The organism is Oceanispirochaeta sp. M1 (assembly GCF_003346715.1).
Lineage (GTDB): Bacteria > Spirochaetota > Spirochaetia > DSM-2461 > DSM-2461 > Oceanispirochaeta.
Genome location: NZ_QQPQ01000009.1, coordinates 165697 through 184745, shown reverse-complemented (window position 1 = coordinate 184745; position 19049 = coordinate 165697). Strand labels below are relative to the sequence as shown.

18 protein-coding genes are annotated in these 19049 nt (G+C 45.3%); 4 read left to right on the top strand and 14 right to left on the bottom strand.

Translation table 11 applies throughout. The features are described 5' to 3' along the window. Window positions 1-318: transposase domain-containing protein (locus DV872_RS08535; protein ID WP_147283128.1), on the top strand; the 318-nt coding region annotated here is incomplete at its 5' end. Between the two features lie 37 nt (window positions 319-355). Here DV872_RS08535 and DV872_RS08530 read toward each other — a convergent pair. Next, entirely contained in the window at window positions 356-1048 is a 693-nt protein-coding gene (locus DV872_RS08530) for a class I SAM-dependent methyltransferase (protein WP_114629473.1), read from the bottom strand. A gap of 380 nt (window positions 1049-1428) precedes the next feature. On the opposite strand from DV872_RS08530, the gene DV872_RS08525 reads away from it, so the two are divergent. Continuing rightward, window positions 1429-1995, top strand: a complete 567-nt coding sequence (locus tag DV872_RS08525; RefSeq protein WP_147283127.1) for a hypothetical protein — start codon at window positions 1429-1431, stop codon at window positions 1993-1995. 70 nt (window positions 1996-2065) lie between these two features. Here the strand turns inward: DV872_RS08525 and DV872_RS08520 are convergent, their stop codons facing one another. From DV872_RS08520 to DV872_RS08510, 3 genes are all read right to left on the bottom strand, one after another. Beyond that, entirely contained in the window at window positions 2066-2278 is a 213-nt protein-coding gene (locus DV872_RS08520; protein ID WP_114629470.1) for a DUF3955 domain-containing protein, read from the bottom strand. A 105-nt stretch (window positions 2279-2383) separates the two neighbouring features. After that, window positions 2384-3415, bottom strand: a complete 1032-nt coding sequence (locus DV872_RS08515; protein ID WP_114629469.1) for a S41 family peptidase — start codon at window positions 3413-3415, stop codon at window positions 2384-2386. Beyond that, on the bottom strand, window positions 3405-4211 hold the full coding sequence (locus tag DV872_RS08510) for a hypothetical protein (protein WP_114629467.1): 807 nt from the start codon (window positions 4209-4211) through the stop codon (window positions 3405-3407). The genes DV872_RS08515 and DV872_RS08510 overlap by 11 nt, the downstream gene beginning before the upstream one ends. A gap of 206 nt (window positions 4212-4417) precedes the next feature. Here DV872_RS08510 and DV872_RS08505 point away from each other — a divergent pair, with 206 nt between their 5' ends. Beyond that, on the top strand, window positions 4418-4900 hold the full coding sequence (locus DV872_RS08505) for a hypothetical protein (RefSeq protein WP_114629465.1): 483 nt from the start codon (window positions 4418-4420) through the stop codon (window positions 4898-4900). A gap of 94 nt (window positions 4901-4994) precedes the next feature. On the opposite strand, the gene gltA is transcribed toward DV872_RS08505, so the two are convergent. The 10 genes from gltA to DV872_RS08455 all read right to left on the bottom strand — a co-directional run bounded on the left by gltA (window position 4995) and on the right by DV872_RS08455 (window position 17989). Further along, window positions 4995-6491 carry an NADPH-dependent glutamate synthase gene (gene gltA / locus DV872_RS08500; RefSeq protein ID WP_230391613.1) on the bottom strand — a complete coding sequence of 499 codons (1497 nt, stop codon included), beginning with the start codon at window positions 6489-6491 and terminating at the stop codon, window positions 4995-4997. Beyond that, window positions 6491-7351 (bottom strand): sulfide/dihydroorotate dehydrogenase-like FAD/NAD-binding protein, encoded by an 861-nt coding sequence (locus DV872_RS08495; protein ID WP_114629463.1) that lies wholly within the window; start codon window positions 7349-7351, stop codon window positions 6491-6493. Before DV872_RS08495 ends, gltA begins: the two co-directional genes overlap by 1 nt. Beyond that, window positions 7348-9378 carry a [FeFe] hydrogenase, group A gene (locus DV872_RS08490; RefSeq protein WP_114629461.1) on the bottom strand — a complete coding sequence of 677 codons (2031 nt, stop codon included), beginning with the start codon at window positions 9376-9378 and terminating at the stop codon, window positions 7348-7350. The genes DV872_RS08495 and DV872_RS08490 overlap by 4 nt, the downstream gene beginning before the upstream one ends. Beyond that, entirely contained in the window at window positions 9371-11278 is a 1908-nt protein-coding gene (locus DV872_RS08485; protein ID WP_114629459.1) for an NADH-ubiquinone oxidoreductase-F iron-sulfur binding region domain-containing protein, read from the bottom strand. The genes DV872_RS08490 and DV872_RS08485 overlap by 8 nt, the downstream gene beginning before the upstream one ends. A gap of 1 nt (window position 11279) precedes the next feature. Continuing rightward, a complete protein-coding gene (locus tag DV872_RS08480; RefSeq protein ID WP_114629457.1) occupies window positions 11280-11780 on the bottom strand; it encodes an NAD(P)H-dependent oxidoreductase subunit E in 501 nt (166 codons plus the stop codon). A 149-nt stretch (window positions 11781-11929) separates the two neighbouring features. Further along, window positions 11930-12679 (bottom strand): MBL fold metallo-hydrolase, encoded by a 750-nt coding sequence (locus DV872_RS08475; RefSeq protein ID WP_114629455.1) that lies wholly within the window; start codon window positions 12677-12679, stop codon window positions 11930-11932. A gap of 147 nt (window positions 12680-12826) precedes the next feature. Further along, window positions 12827-14863 carry a DUF5107 domain-containing protein gene (locus DV872_RS08470; RefSeq protein WP_114629453.1) on the bottom strand — a complete coding sequence of 679 codons (2037 nt, stop codon included), beginning with the start codon at window positions 14861-14863 and terminating at the stop codon, window positions 12827-12829. Further along, the gene (locus DV872_RS08465) at window positions 14860-15699 is read right to left on the bottom strand and encodes a carbohydrate ABC transporter permease (RefSeq protein WP_114629451.1); all 840 of its coding nucleotides are present in this window, start codon (window positions 15697-15699) and stop codon (window positions 14860-14862) included. The genes DV872_RS08470 and DV872_RS08465 overlap by 4 nt, the downstream gene beginning before the upstream one ends. 11 nt (window positions 15700-15710) lie before the next feature. Continuing rightward, window positions 15711-16625 carry a carbohydrate ABC transporter permease gene (locus DV872_RS08460; RefSeq protein WP_114629449.1) on the bottom strand — a complete coding sequence of 305 codons (915 nt, stop codon included), beginning with the start codon at window positions 16623-16625 and terminating at the stop codon, window positions 15711-15713. Window positions 16626-16702: 77 nt separating this feature from the next. Beyond that, a complete protein-coding gene (locus tag DV872_RS08455; protein WP_114629447.1) occupies window positions 16703-17989 on the bottom strand; it encodes an ABC transporter substrate-binding protein in 1287 nt (428 codons plus the stop codon). A 109-nt stretch (window positions 17990-18098) separates the two neighbouring features. Between DV872_RS08455 and DV872_RS08450 the strand changes: the two genes are divergently transcribed. Further along, on the top strand, window positions 18099-19049 hold the full coding sequence (locus tag DV872_RS08450) for an AraC family transcriptional regulator (RefSeq protein ID WP_114629446.1): 951 nt from the start codon (window positions 18099-18101) through the stop codon (window positions 19047-19049).

The window sequence follows — 19049 nt, the reverse complement described above, 5'->3', positions numbered from 1 at the left end:
GTAAATTATGCAGATTCAGAGTATATGAAGATGGTTCGATATTTAAAATATGATTATCTGACCCCGGATAACAATGCGGCTGAAAGGGCAATAAGACCTTTTGTAATAGGTCGAAAAAACTGGATTTTCAATGATACACCCAGGGGTGCACATGCCAGTGCCACACTGTATTCACTAGTTGAGACAGCCAAAGCAAATGGCATAGAACCTGTATTCTATCTCAAGTATATATTTGAGAAAATTCCACTGGCCAATACTAATCAGGATCTGGAACAATTGCTTCCATGGAACATTGATAAAGAAGAACTCATCCCATAGACGATCAGTCAACACGGGGAGATATTAGCGCTTACGTTTATCGGAAGCTCCAGACACCTGTGAACTCCTTGATAATCCCATCTCCAATAAAATTCATATTCTTTCTAAAGCTGTCTCCAAAGAAGTATCCCATGACTCTTTCAGCTGATTCATTTGTTTCAAATCGATAGTCCGTCTCAAGGATAGATTTTTTAAACCCATATTTGTTCTCAAGAAGATGATAAAAATCACCCAATGATTGAGTTGGTGCTTCTGGAATCTCAGTATTAGTACCAAGAGTTTCCATGAAGAGAATAATCCCGTCAACATTCATTTTTTCTTTGCAGGATGAAACAAGATATTTCACTGTCTTTTCAAACTGATTATCATTTTCAACAACCGTATGACCAAAACTCCAGCCTTCAATTACAGCATCAGCTTTTCTATTCAAATTGTGAATCTCTAAATTATCACAAACTGAAAAAGATATTTTATTTTGCTTCTCTTTAAATTTAGAAGATGCTCTATCAAGCATATGTTGAGATCTATCATAGCAATATGCCATTTTGATTTTGTTTAGATATAATTCTGTTAACCTTCCGGTTCCAGTTCCAAACTCTAATACAGTTTTATTGTTGAAATTATAAGTACTGTTTAAAAAGATTCGAATATTACCCTGGTAATCCTCATGACTTACTAATTCATCATACTCAAAAGAATGACTTTGATAGATCTCTGTCATGGTAGGCATATTCACGCTCCTGGGGGAAATTTATTTCTTAATATTGTACAGTAGTTTCTTAATAAACTCATAGGATAAAATCAATAGTTTATTACATGTAGAAAGAAGGCCTATTATCAGCAATGATTCACCACTGTTGTGTTAAATATTATTCAGTAAAAATATATTACTTCGATGACAGAATTAATATTGAAAATTAAAAATTGTATGGATGTGAAAGGTATCGTTCGTTCATAGGGACAATTCAGCGGCAATCAAGATGGATTTTTATATATGCACTCAGAACCGACTGAGAAAGAGCTGGATGTTTTTTATCCGATGACTATTATAGACTGATAGAAATCGGATTATATCTGATGATTATTTATATTTCAAAATTGGAGAGAGAAATGCAGAAACGGTTTATTCTAGCAATTATATCAATAGTCTTCTGTATCAGTGGATGTGTGGACTTGAAAAAAGATGATTCTGCTCAGCATTACGAAAGGGCGATCCTAAAGCTTCATAGAGCAAATACAGAACAGGAGAGGTTCTATGCACTCAATGATGCGGCAAAGGAAAGCTATATTTCTGAAAATTATGATGAAGCCCAAGAGTATGCGGAAGAACTGCAATTTCTTTCAGAAAAATACCTGGAAGATTGGAATTATGGAAATGCAATTCAGGATTACCACATTGTTCTTGGTAAAATTATATTAAAGGATGGAAACGTCAGTTGTGCAAAAGAGCATCTACTATCAGCCGGAATGAGTCCCGGATCTCCTCAGATGAACTCCTTTGGTCCGAATATGAGTTTGGCAAAGGAATTATTAAGACATGGGGAAACAGAGGTTGTACTTGAATACTTTAATCTTTGCAGGAATTTCTGGGAGCTCCATGATGGAAAATTGGACAAATGGATAAAAACTGTAAAGAATGGTGATCTTCCAGATTTTGGGAGTAATTTAATATACTGAGTAATTTAAAAGAAGATAATTTGAAACAATCTTCATCGAGAACATCTGAAAATATCAATATTTCTGGTAATTATTTTTTCAGTTTATAAATAGCTGATTTAGTAATTGCAGCAACTCCAGATACAATGCTGATTATAAGAAACATATAACCAATAGGGATTAGCCCAAAGGGTTCGACTAGTGTTCCATCTTCAGCTATGGATGATCCAATAATTCTAAAAGAGATTAAACAGATCAGGGATATTATAAATGTTGTAATTGAAATTATTGTTATTTTCTTCATATTTTTATAGTATGTAATCGTTGATATCTTGTCAATATTGACAGAACACAGGTTAACAGGACCGGTGATAAAGTAATTAGATATATCACCGGCAGATTTAAAAACTTATAGATTAAGTATCCATTCCATAACACTGTCATAGTCTCCGGGATCATAGGGTGTTACAATTTCGGGAACAATCCCGGTCTCCTCGTAACAGATTCCATTTTCATCTGTCGTATGGCCTATGGTGGTGGAAAACTCCCATCCGTTGGGAAGCTCATGAAAGCTGACCATTCCTGTGGCTCCCAGCGTTCTCCAGCCTATATGGGTTACATTATCACTCTTTCTCATCATCAGGGTAAACCACTCTCCAGCACTGACAGTGTCGGCATCGGTAACAAGATAGACCGGCTTTGCATATCTGGTGCCATGGGGTTCGATATAATGGCTGGTAACTTGACCGAAATCATCATGAGCAGCCCCGATTCTTACTCTGGTCTTCAGGTAGAGACTTTTTTCACCGACAAAGCGGGAGGCAATATGCTCGGCATTGGCGCTGTAGCCTCCTGTATTTCCTCTTACATCAATAATAAGAGCGTCCGTATTCATATAACTGTTGATCACCCTGTCGACATCTTCCACCCACGATTCGAGGGTAGTCAGTCCACCGAGACCGCTGCTCATGGAGGATATATGAATATAGCCGATGTTTCTGTCTCTCATTTTCCCATAAGAGACAAGTCCTGAGCCTGTGGTGGAGAGAGATTCCATATAGTGCTCCGCCCGGAACAGATAGAACTGATAACCCGCTGCAGGGATTTCAGGATGTTCCCATGTATCACAGAAATAGTACCCCCCAAGCCCTGAAAGCCACACATGGCCGTCGTCGAGAGGTTCGATCATACTGGAGAGAACATCAAATAGATCTTCATCGGTGGCGGCATTAAGGGCCTGATCCCGATAAACTGCTCTGGAGGCATCCCAGTCTATTCCCTTCTGTTCAAAGAGCGAGTACTGAAGATCAAATGTATCCCAGAAGTAATCAAATACAGAACCCTTATCGGACCCTATTTCAGGGCCCAGAGTCAGGGAACAGCTGCCCAGTCCGGCAAAAAGCAAAAGGAGGGCTGATATTTTAATGTGCTTAAAAGACATATTTTACTCCTAAATCAACAGCGGTGGTAAAGAATATCGCATCCTGAGGAATGCTTGTCTTGATATACTGGAAAGATCCCCCCGTATTCAGCAGGAAATGGGAAGAGAGCCGTGACTCCCAGTGAAGATCATAAATCATTCTGAAATACCTGTTGGGACCGGCGGCTTCACCCCTTAGGAGTACAGAAGAGGGGGAAGAGCTCATTCTCTGATCCAGATCATCATCATAGATGGTCCAGGGGGGACGGTTTACGAGGCTGAAAAGGGATAATGCAAGGGACGTTGTCAGCCTCCCCCCCTTGAATTCATACTCATAAGCGACAGAAGGGAGGAAAGAAAGGTCACCTGCCCAGTCATAGGAATCTATGTGAGAGAGAAGGAAAAGCTCTATCTGATAGTCCGTTCGTAATCCCATCATCAGATGATCATTCTCACCGAACAGGGGAAAACGGTATGCCGTATTTAAATAGAAAGATGTTTTGGCGAAGAAATCATCATGGTCTACGAAATTGGAGTTACCACTGAAGAGTCGTCCTCCTCCCCCCTTGAGTCCCGCATCAAGACCGAAGTGGTTTGTTCTCAGGCCGTAAACCACTTCACCTCCCCCTCCGAGGCCATGTGTATGAAAGGGTGTCACAAGCTGGTCGGAGAAGTTCGGATTTAGAAAGGTTCCATTCAGCAATAGAGAATGGGTGGTGGAATCCGATCTCTCTACACTGAAAAGAGATGTCAGCCCTGCAACGGAGATAAATAGAAAGAATCCGATCCTGATGAGGATAATTGATGTTTTATTCATAGAGAATAGAACTTATAGAAAGAAGGATAACAAGTCAATCAGGGATGAATTTTTATGCCAGTAAACAAATCTCTGGGACAGGAGTCAAACCATCCTCCGGATTCTGGTGAATGATAAAAATCAATTGCTGGATAAGCGTGGATGATATGAGCAGCATAATAATATCCTATGTCATTTAATCCTGTTCATGCATTATAATTTACTTTATGAATGAGCGAGAGAAGTTAATAAGCAGTATCAATGATCTTTTTACAGAGCTGAAAGATGAAGAGCTGAAGTTTATCCTTAAGCAGGCAGAAGTTCTTGATTACAACCGCAAGGTGCGGCTGAAACGGGAAGAGGCAAGAGAGCAGAAAACAGAGGAAGAGGCGGGCAGTGAAGCTGAACCAGTCCAGTCCGCGAAAGTTCCGGAAGTACAGCCTCCTGTATATATCGAACAGACAGATCGGAGCAAGTTTTTCAATATCTGCATAGGTACGGCTAGGCTCTTTGTGGACTACCAGGAAATCCAGGCTCTGTTCAAGATTGCCAGTGCTGCAGGTTCGGCCGAAGAGGGGGCACCCAGGCTTTATCGCTGGTTCCAGAAAGAGCGGAGTGATGTGCTTGCCGAAGGAAATATCCGGAGTCCCGGCAGCCCTGCGCTGTACGAGATCTATGAGGCTCTTCTGGAAACCTTTACTTCATCCTGAGGATTCTAGTTTGCATAAAAAAGCCGGACCCACTAAAAGAAGATCCGGCTGAATGTCAAATTACTCTATTTATGTTCGGGAAAATCCCGGGATACTATTTTTTCAGATATTCGTGAATACCCCGGGCGGCGGTTCGTCCGTCACCCATGGCCAGGATAACCGTGGCGGCTCCCTGTACGATATCTCCTCCCGCAAAAACACCGGGCATTGAGGTCATTCCGTCTTCACTGACCGTAATGTTTCCCCATTTATTGGTATTCAGCTCGGGAGTGGTTCCTGTTACAAGAGGGTTGGAGCTGTTACCCAGAGCGGTGATACAGGTATCAATTTCCATAAAGAACTCACTGCCCTCAATGGCTACCGGCCGCCTTCTTCCAGATTCATCGGCATCCCCCAGTTTGTATTTCAGACACTCGATTCCGGTGACTCTGCCCTTGTCATTACCCACAATGGCTACAGGGTTGGTGAGAAGGTCAAAGATGATACCTTCTTCCATGGCATGATGAACTTCTTCAACACGGGCCGGCATTTCAGCTTCAGTTCTACGATAAACGATATGCACTTCTTCGGCGCCCATTCTCAAGGCAGTTCTTGCTGCATCCATGGCAACATTACCTCCTCCGAAGACGGCAACTTTTTTTGACTTATAGATGGGGGTTTGGGCCTTTTCTCTGTCATAGCCCTTCATAAGGTTGGCCCTTGTGAGAAACTCGTTGGCCGAGAATACACCTACCAGGCTTTCACCTTTGATGTTCATAAACTTGGGCAGTCCTGCTCCGTTTGCTACATATACTGAATTATATCCGTCTTTTTCCATCAGTTCTTTGATGGTTCTGGTTCTTCCAATAAGGTAGTCGTAAACAAAGTTAACACCCATGGCTTCAAGGCTGTCCACTTCTTTCTGAACAATTGCCTTAGGCAGACGGAACTCGGGAATGCCGTAAACCGTTACACCTCCGGCCTTATGGAAGGCTTCAAATACGGTTACTTCATGTCCCAGTTTTGCCAGGTCCGCAGCTGTGGTCAGTCCGGAGGGTCCGCTTCCGACTATTGCTACTTTTTTCCCGGTGGCGGGTGCTTTCTCTACGGGGGGCTGTTCTTTTTCTGCTCCTCTGTCTGCCAGAAAGCGTTCAATTCTTCCGATGGCAACAGACTGCATGGGGTCTTTTCTGATCTTACCGAGAGTACAGAGTTCCATACACTGTTTCTCCTGGGGGCAGACACGTCCGCAGATGGCTGGGAGCATGCTGCTGTCCTTGATTATTTCCAATGCTTCATCAAACTCACCCTTTGCTGCGGCTCCCACAAATGCGGGAATATCGATGCTGACGGGGCAGCCTTTGATGCAGGGGGCATTGTTGCATTCAAGACAGCGGCTGGCTTCTACAATCACCTGGTTCTCACTGTAACCCAGGGCGACTTCCTCCATATTGGCAGAACGAATTCCAGCTTCCTGGGAGGGCATTTCCTGTTGAGGGATGGCTGCACGGTCTTTTTTCTTTATCTGGGCCAGACCCAGGGGAAGGTTAAGGTTCTCTCTGATTGCGAGGGCTTCCATATCCAGAGTCTGAGGCGCTTTAAATCCTGTCATCAGTGAACCTCCTGTGCTGTCAGCTCTTTTGCTTTTTCTGTCATGCGGCATTTGTGTTCTGTTTCATGTTCCTTATAGGAGGACATGCGGTTCATCATGGAGTTGAAGTCCACAAGATGGCCGTCAAATTCGGGACCGTCTACACAGACAAACTTTGTTTCATTCCCCACTGTTACACGACAGCCGCCGCACATACCGGTGCCATCCACCATGATAGTGTTGAGGGATACCATTGTATGTACTTCATAGGGCCGTGTCGTTTCGGCACAGAACTTCATCATAATGGGAGGACCGATAGCAACACATTCAGCAGGTTTTTCAGGCATCTCACAGAGTTCTTTAAGGGGTTCTGTGACAAGGGCCTTGCGACCCTTGCTGCCGTCATCGGTACAGACAATCAGTTCGTCCGATAGAGCGGCCATCTCATCTTCGAGGATCAGAAGATCCTTGTTTCTGGCGCCCATAATCGTGATAACTTTATTACCTGCGGCTTTGTTGGCCTGAACTATGGGATGCAGGGGAGCGACTCCGATTCCGCCTCCCACACAGATGACAGGGGCGGTCTGTTTTACAATGTGGGTGGGAGTTCCCAGGGGACCCAGTACATGGGATATGGTATCACCCTCTTCCATGCTGCTCAGCTGAAGGGTTGTCCCTCCCACAGCCTGGAAAATTATTGTAATGCTCCCTTTCTCCGCATTACCGTCTGCAATGGTGAGGGGTATCCTCTCTCCGTATTCATCGTCCAGCATGAGGATTACAAACTGTCCTGCTTTTCTGGATTCGGCAATATGGGGTGCTTCAAGTTCCATCAGAAATACATCTGCTGAAAGCTGTTTTTTCTTTAATATCTTACTCATACTTTTACACCTTCCTTCTCACGGATACCCAATTGTGCTTCAACTTCTTCCACAACAGAATCCAGAGTTGATTTATTCATTGTTCTATCTCCCACTGTTACAGTGGGTCCATGAGAGCAGTTCTCTGAGCAGAATGTTGCCTTCAGGTCAATTCTGTTTTTCCAGCCTTCCTGCTCAATCTTATCTGTCATGCCCGAGAGGATATCCTGTGAGCCTCTGAGAAAACAGCTTGTTCCGACACACACGTTGATTTCAACGGCTGCCTCCTCGCTGCTGCTTGCAAGTTCCATCGTGTGGTTCTCGATTCTCTTTCGGCTCTGATATCCGGTGTGAACCAGTTCATGAGCCTCATGACTTCCCGGTTTACCACCCAGCATCTTTTCATAGATCCTCTGGATGTAGGGGTTTTCTTCAGGACTGTGAACTGGTGTGATCTTACCGGCGTTCTTGAGTGCTTCTTTCCTTCTTGCTGTGGTTCCTTCTTCGTAGGATACGGGCTGTCCAGCACCGTCAACACATCCGCCGGGGCAGGCCATGACTTCAACAATATCATAGCTCACTTCTCCGGAATTGATTTTTTCAATCAGCTTCTCGGTGTTCTTCAGTCCTGCGGCAATGGCCATCTTAAGCTGTACATTATCGTCGTTGATAATGACTTCCTTCCATTCTGAATAAGTTTCATTTTCTACGGGTTCGAAGCTGATGAGATCCTTGTTGTTAAGGCTTCTGGCGGCATAGCGTGCCACTGCTTCGGATACTCCCTGGCTGGCACCGAATCCCAGTCCTGCTTCGGAGTAGAGTCCGAAGGGAAGGTCTGCTGCTGCGGGGGCAATGTCCTTGAATACTATGCCTGCTTCCTTGATCATTTTACCCAGTTCCTGGGTTGTAAGAACGTAGTCAATCAGGGGTACGCCGTCACGGCTGAGCTCGGGTCTTTCCTTTTCAAACTTCTTGGCAGTACAGGGCATGATGGACACCATGATAATATCTTTCTCGGCTTTCTCCTCTGTCTGGGCCATCAGCTTCTTGGAGAGTGATCCCACCATTCCCTGGGGTGACATACAGCTGGAGATCTGGGGCAGGAGTTCGGGATGGAACTGCTCTGCGTATTTAACCCATGCGGGACAGCAGGATGTAAACATGGTCTTTCTGTCACCGGAGCGTCTTCTTTCCAGATACTCGTTGGTCTCTTCCATGACTGTCAGGTCGGCACCGAAGGATGTGTCATAGACTTCCTTGAAACCCAGATATTTGAGGGCGCTCATAATTTTACCAAGGGTAACTGCGGATGGCGGCATATCGAACATCTCCCCCAGGGATGCACGGACAGCAGGTGCTATCTGGGCGATAACAGTTTTCCTGTCATCAGCCAGAGCATCCCAAACTTCGGTAATCTCACTTTTTACTACAATTGCTCCTGTAGGACATACTGCCGCACACTGACCGCAGTTTATGCAGTCCACATGAGCCAGGCTCTTATTGAAGGCCGGTGTTACGACTACATCTTCGCCGCGGTAGGCAAAGTCAATGGCTCCTACACCCTGTATTTCATTACAGTAGCGGACACAGTCACCGCAGAGTACACATTTATCGGGGTAGCGGAGAAGGCTGGGTGAGAGAAGGTCGGGCTCCCTGTGTTCTCTGGTCCTTTTGTAGGGAATCTCTTTTACTCCCAGGTCCGAAGCCAGCTCTTTAAGTTTACAGGCACTGGATTTATCACAGCTGGTACAGTTTGTATCATGGTTGGCCAGTAAAAGTTCGATCAGAGTTTTTCTCATCTTTCTGAGTTTTGGTGTGTGGGTCTTGATGACCATTCCGTCCCTGGGGGGAGTGGAGCAGCTTGTATCAATTCCACGGCCTTCTATATCGACGATACAGAGACGACAGGCACCGTAGACACTCAGTTCTGAATGGTAGCAGAAGGTAGGCATCTCCACGCCGGATTTTCTAATCAGTGACAGAAGATTTTTCTCACCCTCAATGGGGACAACTTTTCCGTTTACCGTAATTTTTGCTTGATTATTCATTATTTCCTCCCACAGTGATGGCTTCGAAACGGCAGGTTTCAACACAGGCACCGCAGCGAATGCACTTGTTTTCATCGATAATATGGGCCTCTTTTCTATTTCCAGAAATGGCATCCACCGGACAGACTCTGACACAGGCAGTACAGCCCTTACAGGCGTCTGCTATGATGCTGTAGCTCACAAGATCCTTACAGTTTCCTGTGGGGCAGTGCTTGTCATTTACATGGGCATCCCACTCTGATCTGAACTGTTTCAGTGTTGAAAGAACGGGTGAGGGAGCAGATTTTCCGAGTCCGCAGAGGGAAGTCTCTCCAACAGTCTCACAGAGCTCTTCCAGGAGGGTCAGAGATTCCTGACTTCCATGTCCCTGGGTTACTTCATCAATAAGTTCCAGAATCTGGCGGGTACCTTCCCGGCAGGGAACACATTTACCACAGCTCTCAGACTGGGTGAACTTCATAAAGAAGCGTGCAATCTGAACCATACAGGTACTCTTGTTCATCACAACAAGACCGCCTGATCCAACCATGGCTCCGACTGATTTAAGGGAGTCAAAGTCCAGGGGGATATCCAGATGCTCTTCGATCAGACAACCGCCGGAGGGGCCGCCAATCTGTACAGCTTTGAAATCGTCATTATCTATTTCACCTTTAGCATTGAGGACTCCGCCACCAATGTTGAAGATAATCTCTCGCAGGGTTGTACCGAAGGGCACTTCGATCAGACCGGTATTCACTACATGACCTGTGAGGGCAAATGTCTTGGTTCCCGGAGATCCGGAGGTACCAGTCGTCTTATAGACCTTTTCTCCCATATTGATGATAAGAGGAACACAGGCCAGTGTTTCGACGTTGTTTACAACTGTTGGTTTTCCCCACAGCCCTTTCTCTGCTGTACGGGGCGGTTTTACACGGGGCATTCCACGGCGACCCATGATACTCTCAGTCATGGCACTTGCTTCACCGCAGACAAAGGCTCCTGCTCCCTCCATTACAAAGATATCGAAATCAAAGTCTGATCCGAATATGCCTTTCCCAAGGTAGCCCATGGCTCTGGCTTCTTCGATGGCCTTGTTGATTCTTTCCACTGCAAGGGGATATTCCATACGGACATAAACCTGACCCTCAGTTCCACCGCATGCCTTGGCAGCTATGATCATACCTTCAAGAACAGAGTGGGGATTTCCCTCCATTACGGAACGGTCCATAAAGGCACCGGGGTCACCTTCATCTCCATTACAGATGATGTATTTGGCATCAGAATCCTGTTTGAGAGCCAGCTCCCATTTTCTTCCTGTGGTGAATCCACCGCCTCCGCGGCCTCTGAGTCCGGCTTCCTGCATGATATCGCAGACTTCCTGAGAACTCTTATTCATGATCATATCTCTGGCAGCTTTATAGCCGTCAGTGTGGATATAGTCCCCGATATCTTCGGGATCTATGTTTCCACAGGATTTCAGCACTGTTCGACTCTGTCTTGTATAGAAGGGAATCTCCTGATGGTTTCGGCAGCTTTTACCTGTTGAGGGTTCTTCATAAAGGAGTCTGTCGATGACCTCTCCCTGAAGAATTGTTTTTTCGATGATATCCCGTGCATCTTCGGGCTTAACCTTGATGTAGAGAATCTTATCGGGTTCAATTGTGACCAGGGGACCGACCTGGCAGAATCCCTGACATCCGCTTTTACTTAGTAGAACGGGGTCTTTATCAGTTTCAGGAAGTTCCTCTTTCAGGGTCAATGTAAGGGGCAGATTCTTCTCTTTTATTATCTGTGCAAGGGCGGCATGGACCTCCATGGCACCGTTGGCGATACATCCTGTTCCCGCACATATGATGATACTGTGGGAAAGGCAGGCTTTCTTGTTTTCAAAGTTTTCTTTAATTTTTTCCAGTGTTTCCATTTCAGTCCTCCTTTGCTTTGTATTCTGTAATCAGTTCTTTCATCTGTTTCTTGGATACCTGACCATAGACCTTGTCATTGATAACAACAGCAGGGGCCAGTCCGCAGGCTCCCAGACAGGATACGGTTTCAAGTGTGAACAGAAGGTCCGGTGTGGTGCGAACCTTCTCGGAGAGACTCAGCTCTCTTTCGATGGTTTCGATCAGTCCGGATGATCCTTTGACGTGACAGGCTGTGCCGTCACAGACTTTTATGATATATTTTCCCTTGGGTTCCAGAGAGAAGTGGCTGTAGAAAGTAGCGATTCCGAATACTCTGGCGGGGGATATGCCGAGGCTTGTTGCAACGAAGGTTAATATCTCTTCGGGGAGGTAGCGGTACTCTTCCTGTACTGCCTGTAGTATGGGGATAATTTTCGATGGCAGTCTGTCGAACTTATCCAGGATTTCACAGACTTTGCTGAAGTTGTGCAGCTTCTCAGCTGTCATGCTTGCGGTCGCCATTTATTACGCTCCTTAAATATCGATATAATATTATCGATACAAAAGTATCTTAATGTTTTAATGATGGCAATACCTTCAGGATGAATTTCTTCTTTTTTATTTTGAGAGTTTCCGGGGGATGGATCAGCAGTGTTTTATGCTATTAAGATTCAGAGGGTTAAAGTATCTCCGGTGCTGAGTTTTTCTGTTCCGAACTGACTGTGAAAGAGTGACTGTATTTCAAAATCAACGCAGTGAAGAGGGTAGAGAAGTTCGGGAGCCTCCTTTTTGAAATAGTCCAGAGTCTTCTCTATAACGTCACCATCGTTTTTCATAAGATGAAAGCCCCCGATCACCGCCCTTAATTTCTGACCACTGACCAGCTTGGCATATTCACATATATTACAGATACCCGAATGAGAGCAGCCTGTGATGACAATACAGCCTTTATCACTCTTGTAAACCAGAGCCGTATCATCCTTTATGGGATCATCCTTATACATTCCCCGTTCAAATAGGTTCACTCTTGGAATCTCTCCCAGGAAGTAGAGTCCTTCGGCAATCTCTACGGGATTTGCGGAATACATAGGCTGGAAATCCTTCTCCAGAGATTCCCGTACCGGCTTATCCAGTTTGTTCAGTGCATCGGGATGCATAAGAACTGTTTTTTTACTTTTAAAATGGTGTCCGGGCAGACCGCCGGTATGGTCCCAGTGGTAATGGGAGAATGCTATCATATCTGTCTGTTCTATGGGGATCTTCAGAGCTTCCGCATTATCCCAGTAGAGTCCTGTAGCTCCAGTGTCAAAAAGAATTTTTTTCCCGGAAGCTTCTATAAAGGCGGAAAACCCCCATTCCGCCTTACAGTCTCTTGCGCCTTTATGTCCTACCTGGTTTTCACAGAGTAATGTGACTTTCATGGGGTTCTCCTTAAGTTTTTAATCAATCGGACCAGGTCCATCCCAGCACATCATGCATTATAGACCATCTTTAAGTGATGGTCTAATCGGTTTACTGGGGGCCACGAGATTGAATTTACAGAACGGTCCAGACCTAATTGGATGGAATCAGATCATTCTGAAATCGATTCCCTGAGGAGGAGGACAACAGCGTTTTGCCTCGTCCATGAGCCGTGAATCAACTGGAGTATTCCTGACATGTGCCAGCCTCTGAGCAGAATACCCAACCCACAGGTCCATCATTCTGGTTTCACCTTCCCGTACGGAAGCAAAATCCATATGAAATATCTTTTCAAGGAACTCGAAATGCGCCGTTTCGTATGCAGCTATGGCTGCCAGAGAGATCAGCCTCTCTTCCAGAGCCAGTAGGGTATCCAGGTTTGAATAGAAGGTCCATGCTTTTTTATACTCTTCGGTTTTTATATAGAGTTTCAGAATCTCTTCACAGAGTGGTCTGCCGGGCTTTCCATCCATTATTCTGTAGGCATTAAGGTATGATTCTTCCGCGGCTGTGAAATCACATTTCTCAGATTCAGCTGCAGCAATATTTCGATAGGCCAGGGCAGTGGGATAATGGTTTAAAGACTGTTTCCATAATTTCAGGGCCCCCTCTTTTTCATCCTGTTCATAAAGGAGGACTCCCAGCATTATCAGGGGCCATGGATTCACCTCATCATCACTACAGGCATTCTGCAGAGTATCTTTCCATTCCGGATCTACCATGTAGGAGAGGGGAAAGCTGTAATTCTCCAATTTAGAGAAGCTGCGGCTGTTAAGAAGTTCAACCCAGATAGCCTGTTCCTCCCTGAGAGAGGAGAGAGGAAATTCCATCCCAGCAGGGCTGCTTTTCTTCAGCCCCTCCTTTTCCTCTTTCAGCTGCTGCAGAGCACCCCAGCCTGAGCCGAAATAAAGAATTTCTTCAATTTTATTTTCTTCCAGTACGCTGAAGGATTGATGACCCGTAAGGACCCTTTCTTCATCCAGGCGGCCTGATATCAGATCTCTTGCCTTGTCTCTTGCTTCAGTCCAGGAGCCCTTCAGATCTGTTCCTGACGCATCCAGGGCAGAGAAATACTGAGTGAATGTCCAGCTGCTCTCAGCCGGCATTTTCATTCCATGGACCTGGGTGGGGGCCATCCCTCCCTGGATCTCTACATAGTCACCCTCTCCGGGTACAGAGAGATAATCACACCAGTGGCGTCCGCCTCTCTGCATGCCCCAGCAGAACATCTTTCTGTATCGCAAAAGATCTGTGGAACGTTCATAGAAGAGGGTTTCATCCCCCTGGAGGGCCGCCTCCCAGGGGCTGCTGCAGTCCCTGGAGGTCTGGAAGAAATACTCACTGGAAAACTCAAAGTTTCCGGGGTAGCTCCCGTCTTTTCCGGGGAGTGAGGGCATGTCCTGCAGGGTAGATCTTCCAAAGTGATTCGCGGTATTTTCTTTTTCGTTGAACTCGGGTTTGATATAGAGAACTTCATCGGATTCAGAAAAAATTCTGGTCTCCTTTGTTTCAGGCAATGCAATATTGGTCCACCAGTACATGGGGACCTCTTTGCTGTTATTGTTGACAATCCTGACATGAACCGCCAGTTCCGATGCTCCTGGAGGAAGATGAAAGTCCAGGGAAAAGTAGATTTTTCTGGCCCTCTCATACTCCCAGGCTCTCAGGAATTCATTTCCCTCATTATCAATTACCCTGGCAAAAAACAGTGGAGAACATGTCAGAGGACTGTGACCATAGATCCCTATATTCCACTCTATTCCTCCGGAGAACCAGGCATCACGTGTAGCCAGATTGGCCGGTTGAAAAACCGGATTTTTGAAGAGGAGTTCTTTCTCCAGTATTTTGTCGTAAAGAGAGAGAAGACGTCCTCCCATGGAGGGGAGAAATTGAGCCTTCAAGTTCTCATTCTCAAGAATGACAGTGTCCATCTGAAGCTCTTTTCTTTTTCTGGAATAGCTGTCCTGCATCAGATAGGGGAGTACCCTGTAGCCGGTTTCATAGCCAAAGAGTTCTCTGTCCTCTTCCTTAAAGCTTTCATCGTGTTGAACCGGATGTTCTCTATTCACAGCTTTGAAGCGGGGAAGGGGGTTCTCAATTTCCGGTAGAACTCCGGAAATCTTCAGTTTCTCTACACAGATCATCCTTTAATTGCTCCTCCGGTAACTCCGGCGATGATTTTCTCAGAAAGGAATATATATAGAAGAAAAGTAGGGACAAATACAATTACTACTGCTGCGAACATTCCGGCCCAGTCTCCCGTGTAGCGCATGGACTGTATCATGGTCATTAGACCGACAGCCAGTGGTCTCTGCTCTGAAGTATTGGCAAAAACAAGGGCAATGAAGTATTCATTCCAAAGTGCAATGAAATTAAAGATTCCCACTGTAATCAGGCCGGGTTGGGCCAATGGAAACATAATGGTCCAAAAGGTCCTGATGGGGCTGCAGCCATCGATGGCTGCAGCTTCCTCGAAGGATGTGGAGAGTGTCTTGAAAAAACTGAGAAGGAAAAAGACCGTGAAGGGAGTGGTTATACAGATATAGAGTATAATCAGCAAAATCCTTGAATTGGTCATCCTCAGCTGTGAGGCAAGGGCGAAGAGGGGGAGGATTATCATGATTATAGGTACGCCAAGTGATCCGACAAAAAGATTCTGAATCAATTTGTTGCCCTTGAATTCAAAGCGGGCAAGAACATAGGCACAGGGCGCCGAAATAATGAGGATTGAGAAGCCTGCAGAGAAGGTGTAAAGCAAGCTGTTCAGGAAATACTGACCCACATTATGGTTGATCAGTGCCTTTGTATAGTTACTGAAATGGACTCCCGACTTAAGGAGGGTATTCGTAAAGATCTCCCTTGTTGTAGAGAGGGAGGCAATCATGATCCAACCGATCAGGACAGCTGTAAACAGCACCCATAAGGATAGTATTCCGTAGGAGGGAATCTTTTTAATAGTATTTTTGTTGAATAGTTTCATTGCATCAGCTCCTAAAATTCCAGTTTCTTATCGCGAAAAACCAGATTCACCATTGAGAATGTAAGGAGAACAAGAAGAGTCATCAGAACCCCCACAGCGGCCCCGGCCCCCGCGTTCAGCAGAGTCGGATCTGTGAGAGTCAGGTTTCTCCCGAAGACAAGGTTGTACATATAGACCATGGGGACGATGGTTCCCACATCCGGATCCAGGGGAGAGAAGACCTGAGACCAGATAAAGAAGGCTACAGTAGATATGGACCACATGACGATGCTGGTTCTAAATACATCCGTCATCAGGGGAATGGTGATATGGCGAAACTGATGGAACATGTTTGCTCCCTCCAGCTTAGCGGCTTCATAATAATCAGAAGGGATCTTTTCGATCCCCGCCATAAAGATAAGAACATAGTATCCTACCATACCGAAAGAATAGGCAATAAGCATTGCATAGAACTGGTTATCAGGACTGGTCCATTGGAAGGCGGCCGCATTATCCATACCAAGAAATGAGAAGAACTGGAAAAATAGTCCGTACTTACTGTTGAAGGCATACTGAATCCACATTGTGGCCATGGCTATCGCCGATACAACATTGGGCAGGTAGATGGCTGCTCTGTAGAAGGATTTACCTTTTACGCCGGAAGTTAAAATCATAGAAAAAAGTATGGCTATCAGGAATACTCCGATTCCTCCCCAGAGCCAGATATTCCCCAGGTTTTTAAGGGACTGGATAAACATACTGCTTGCCATGAGCTTTCCATAATTGCCAAAACCCACAAATTCCCATTTACCGAAACTGTCGGTCACTGTTTTTACATAGTAGAAGCTCATAAATACTGTTCTGATGATTGGATAGATAAAGACGGTGGCAAATGTCACTAGTGCCGGTGTCAGGAAGAGAACCATCATGGATTTACTTTGTTTCATATTTTATTTCCTGTTATTAGATAAGTCGGGACACCCCGTATGGGATGCCCCGAATAATAGTCTGAACCAGTCTCTTATTAAAGATTGGATTTGATGTTAGCTATAAACTCTTCAGCAGTGACCTGTCCGGCCAGGAGTCTTGTAAACTCAGCCTTTACAATAGGAAATGCATCGGGATCGGCAGCAAGACCACCGCTCCAGGGTACGAAGGATTTAAGGCTTGCAAAGATTGCGGCACTTTCCTTGATCTGTACGGGCCATTCCATGCTTGTGTCCATGGGTGCACCAAATGTATTGGCAGACAGTTCCTGGTCCCATTTTCCTGAAGTCAGGTGGGCAGCCAGTGCGAAGGCTGCATCGGGTGCTGCGCAGTCTTTGTTGATCTGAAATCCCTGGGCACCGAAAGTACCGGCTCCTGCTCCTGCTCCGTTGGGTACTGCAGGATAGGCAAACTGACCCCATTTGAAGTCGGGTCCGGTTGTTCCCATGACTTCGTTGGGGAGCCATGTTCCGTTGAGGAAGTAGATAGATACCTGATCTGTTGCCACTTCCTGCTGACCGGCAGGCCATTTGTTTGTTGCAACTTGTTCTGACATATAACCGCCCTTGGCAAGAGCTTCAAATTCTTTTGCTGTTTCAAGTACTTTGGGATCGTCCCAGAGTTTTCCGCTTCTGTCTTTAACAAGTGCTTCAACAGCATCGGGATTTCCGAACTTTCTGTTCAGGTGCATACCAAGAGGAAGATCCATATAGGCATCATCAATGGTTACAGGAGTAAATCCGGCGGCTTTCAGTTTGCTGCATACTGCCAGGAACTCATCCCAGTTTGTAGGAGTGGATGTAATACCGGCTTTATCAAAGTGATCTTTATTATAGAATACAGAGACTACATAGGGCTGGTAAGGAACTGCATAGAGACCCTTGTCTGTAGACAAAGTTTTCAGATGGGCCTGTAGAGATTTCATTACAGTATCTTCAAAAGATTTGCCGTTTGTAGAGGGATAGCTCTGTCCGTAGTAGTCATCAAGTTTCAGAGCATAGGGCTGCCATGTCTTAACAATTCTTTCCAGGTCTTCATCCCATATGTCAATTTCAGTACCGGCGTCGAGAGCAGGCTGCAGTGTTTTTCTGATCTCTCTTCCATTCCACTGAATGGTGACTTTTACGTCTGGATTTGATTTTTCAAATTCCTTTATTGCGTCTTTTAATACCATGGCCTGAGGTTCTGTTTCATTCCACATTGACCAGTAGACCAGCTCTTTGGCATCCGGGTTGGAATCCTGCTGTCCGGCGGCGGACAGAGGCGTTGAAAAGACTGCCAGAATCATTAAGATCGACAGTAAAAAACCGATTGATTTTTTCATATATTACTCCTTAGTTTCCATAATTCTAGCACAGGTTTTTCCGCTCTGTTTGTTTGATTGTTGACATTATTTGTTTACATGTTGTTTAAATCACCACTATAATGGACAAATGGATGCAAGTAAGCTTTATGTGGGCACAAGTATAAAAGAAGTCTTTTCAATAGATAAAATTTTTACAATCCACTATTTTGAATATTCCAAGGATTTTCACTTTGCCGGAGAGTCTCATGACTTCTGGGAACTCCTCTATGTGGACATGGGAGTGGTTGAAGTTTTAGCCGGTGAAACGCGGCATACCCTCTTCAAAGGTGACATCATTTTTCATACTCCCGGAGAGTTTCACAGCCTCTGGGCAAACGGAAAAACAGCTCCTAATCTGGTGGTCCTCTCTTTTGAATGTACCAATCCCTCAATGGCCTGGTTTGCAGGTAAAATACTTCGAATTAAAGAGGCTGAACGGAACCTTCTGGGGCGGATTGTCTATGAAGCCCAGCAGGCTTTTGACTCCCATCTGGAAGATCCCGGGCTCAAAGCCCTGGAGAGGAGAGAGGATCAGAGTTTCGGTTGTGAGCAGCTTATAAAAATCTATACAGAGGAATTTTTAATCAGGTTGATGAGGCAGGATGCCACGGTCTCCATCCCTAATAATTTGACCAATACAATAGAGCAGAAAACCAGAGAGAAGGTATTTAACAAGGTCGTAAATTACTTGATGGATAATCTGGATAATCAGATCTCAATGGAAGAATTATGCCGGGATGTAGGCTACAGCCGATCCTATCTCCATAATGTTTTCAAGAGACGGACAGGCCGTAGTGTCATGGAATATTACAAACGGCTTAAGATGGAGAAGGCGAAGCAGCTCATCAGGGAAGGATCAAATAATTTCACTCAGATATCCTATATACTGAACTTTTCATCCATTCACTATTTCTCAAAACTCTTCAAGAAAATAGTGGGGATGACCCCCAGCGCCTATGCCTCTTCGGTAAAGCTGAAGTCTGAATACTACGCAGACACAGAAGTGGCCGAAGTCGAGCAGGTGAAAGAGCAGCTCTAA

Coding starts and splice junctions, on each gene's coding strand:
- DV872_RS08490 (WP_114629461.1), bottom strand. CDS start 9,378: ATGAATAATCAAGCAAAAATTACGGTAAACGGAAAAGTTGTCCCCATT.
- DV872_RS08525 (WP_147283127.1), top strand. CDS start 1,429: ATGCAGAAACGGTTTATTCTAGCAATTATATCAATAGTCTTCTGTATC.
- DV872_RS08515 (WP_114629469.1), bottom strand. CDS start 3,415: ATGTCTTTTAAGCACATTAAAATATCAGCCCTCCTTTTGCTTTTTGCC.
- DV872_RS08485 (WP_114629459.1), bottom strand. CDS start 11,278: ATGGAAACACTGGAAAAAATTAAAGAAAACTTTGAAAACAAGAAAGCC.
- DV872_RS08510 (WP_114629467.1), bottom strand. CDS start 4,211: ATGAATAAAACATCAATTATCCTCATCAGGATCGGATTCTTTCTATTT.
- DV872_RS08470 (WP_114629453.1), bottom strand. CDS start 14,863: ATGATCTGTGTAGAGAAACTGAAGATTTCCGGAGTTCTACCGGAAATT.
- gltA (WP_230391613.1), bottom strand. CDS start 6,491: ATGACAGGATTTAAAGCGCCTCAGACTCTGGATATGGAAGCCCTCGCA.
- DV872_RS08465 (WP_114629451.1), bottom strand. CDS start 15,699: ATGAAACTATTCAACAAAAATACTATTAAAAAGATTCCCTCCTACGGA.
- DV872_RS08530 (WP_114629473.1), bottom strand. CDS start 1,048: ATGCCTACCATGACAGAGATCTATCAAAGTCATTCTTTTGAGTATGAT.
- DV872_RS08505 (WP_114629465.1), top strand. CDS start 4,418: ATGAATGAGCGAGAGAAGTTAATAAGCAGTATCAATGATCTTTTTACA.
- DV872_RS08520 (WP_114629470.1), bottom strand. CDS start 2,278: ATGAAGAAAATAACAATAATTTCAATTACAACATTTATAATATCCCTG.
- DV872_RS08475 (WP_114629455.1), bottom strand. CDS start 12,679: ATGAAAGTCACATTACTCTGTGAAAACCAGGTAGGACATAAAGGCGCA.
- DV872_RS08480 (WP_114629457.1), bottom strand. CDS start 11,780: ATGGCGACCGCAAGCATGACAGCTGAGAAGCTGCACAACTTCAGCAAA.
- DV872_RS08455 (WP_114629447.1), bottom strand. CDS start 17,989: ATGAAAAAATCAATCGGTTTTTTACTGTCGATCTTAATGATTCTGGCA.
- DV872_RS08495 (WP_114629463.1), bottom strand. CDS start 7,351: ATGAGTAAGATATTAAAGAAAAAACAGCTTTCAGCAGATGTATTTCTG.
- DV872_RS08450 (WP_114629446.1), top strand. CDS start 18,099: ATGGATGCAAGTAAGCTTTATGTGGGCACAAGTATAAAAGAAGTCTTT.
- DV872_RS08460 (WP_114629449.1), bottom strand. CDS start 16,625: ATGAAACAAAGTAAATCCATGATGGTTCTCTTCCTGACACCGGCACTA.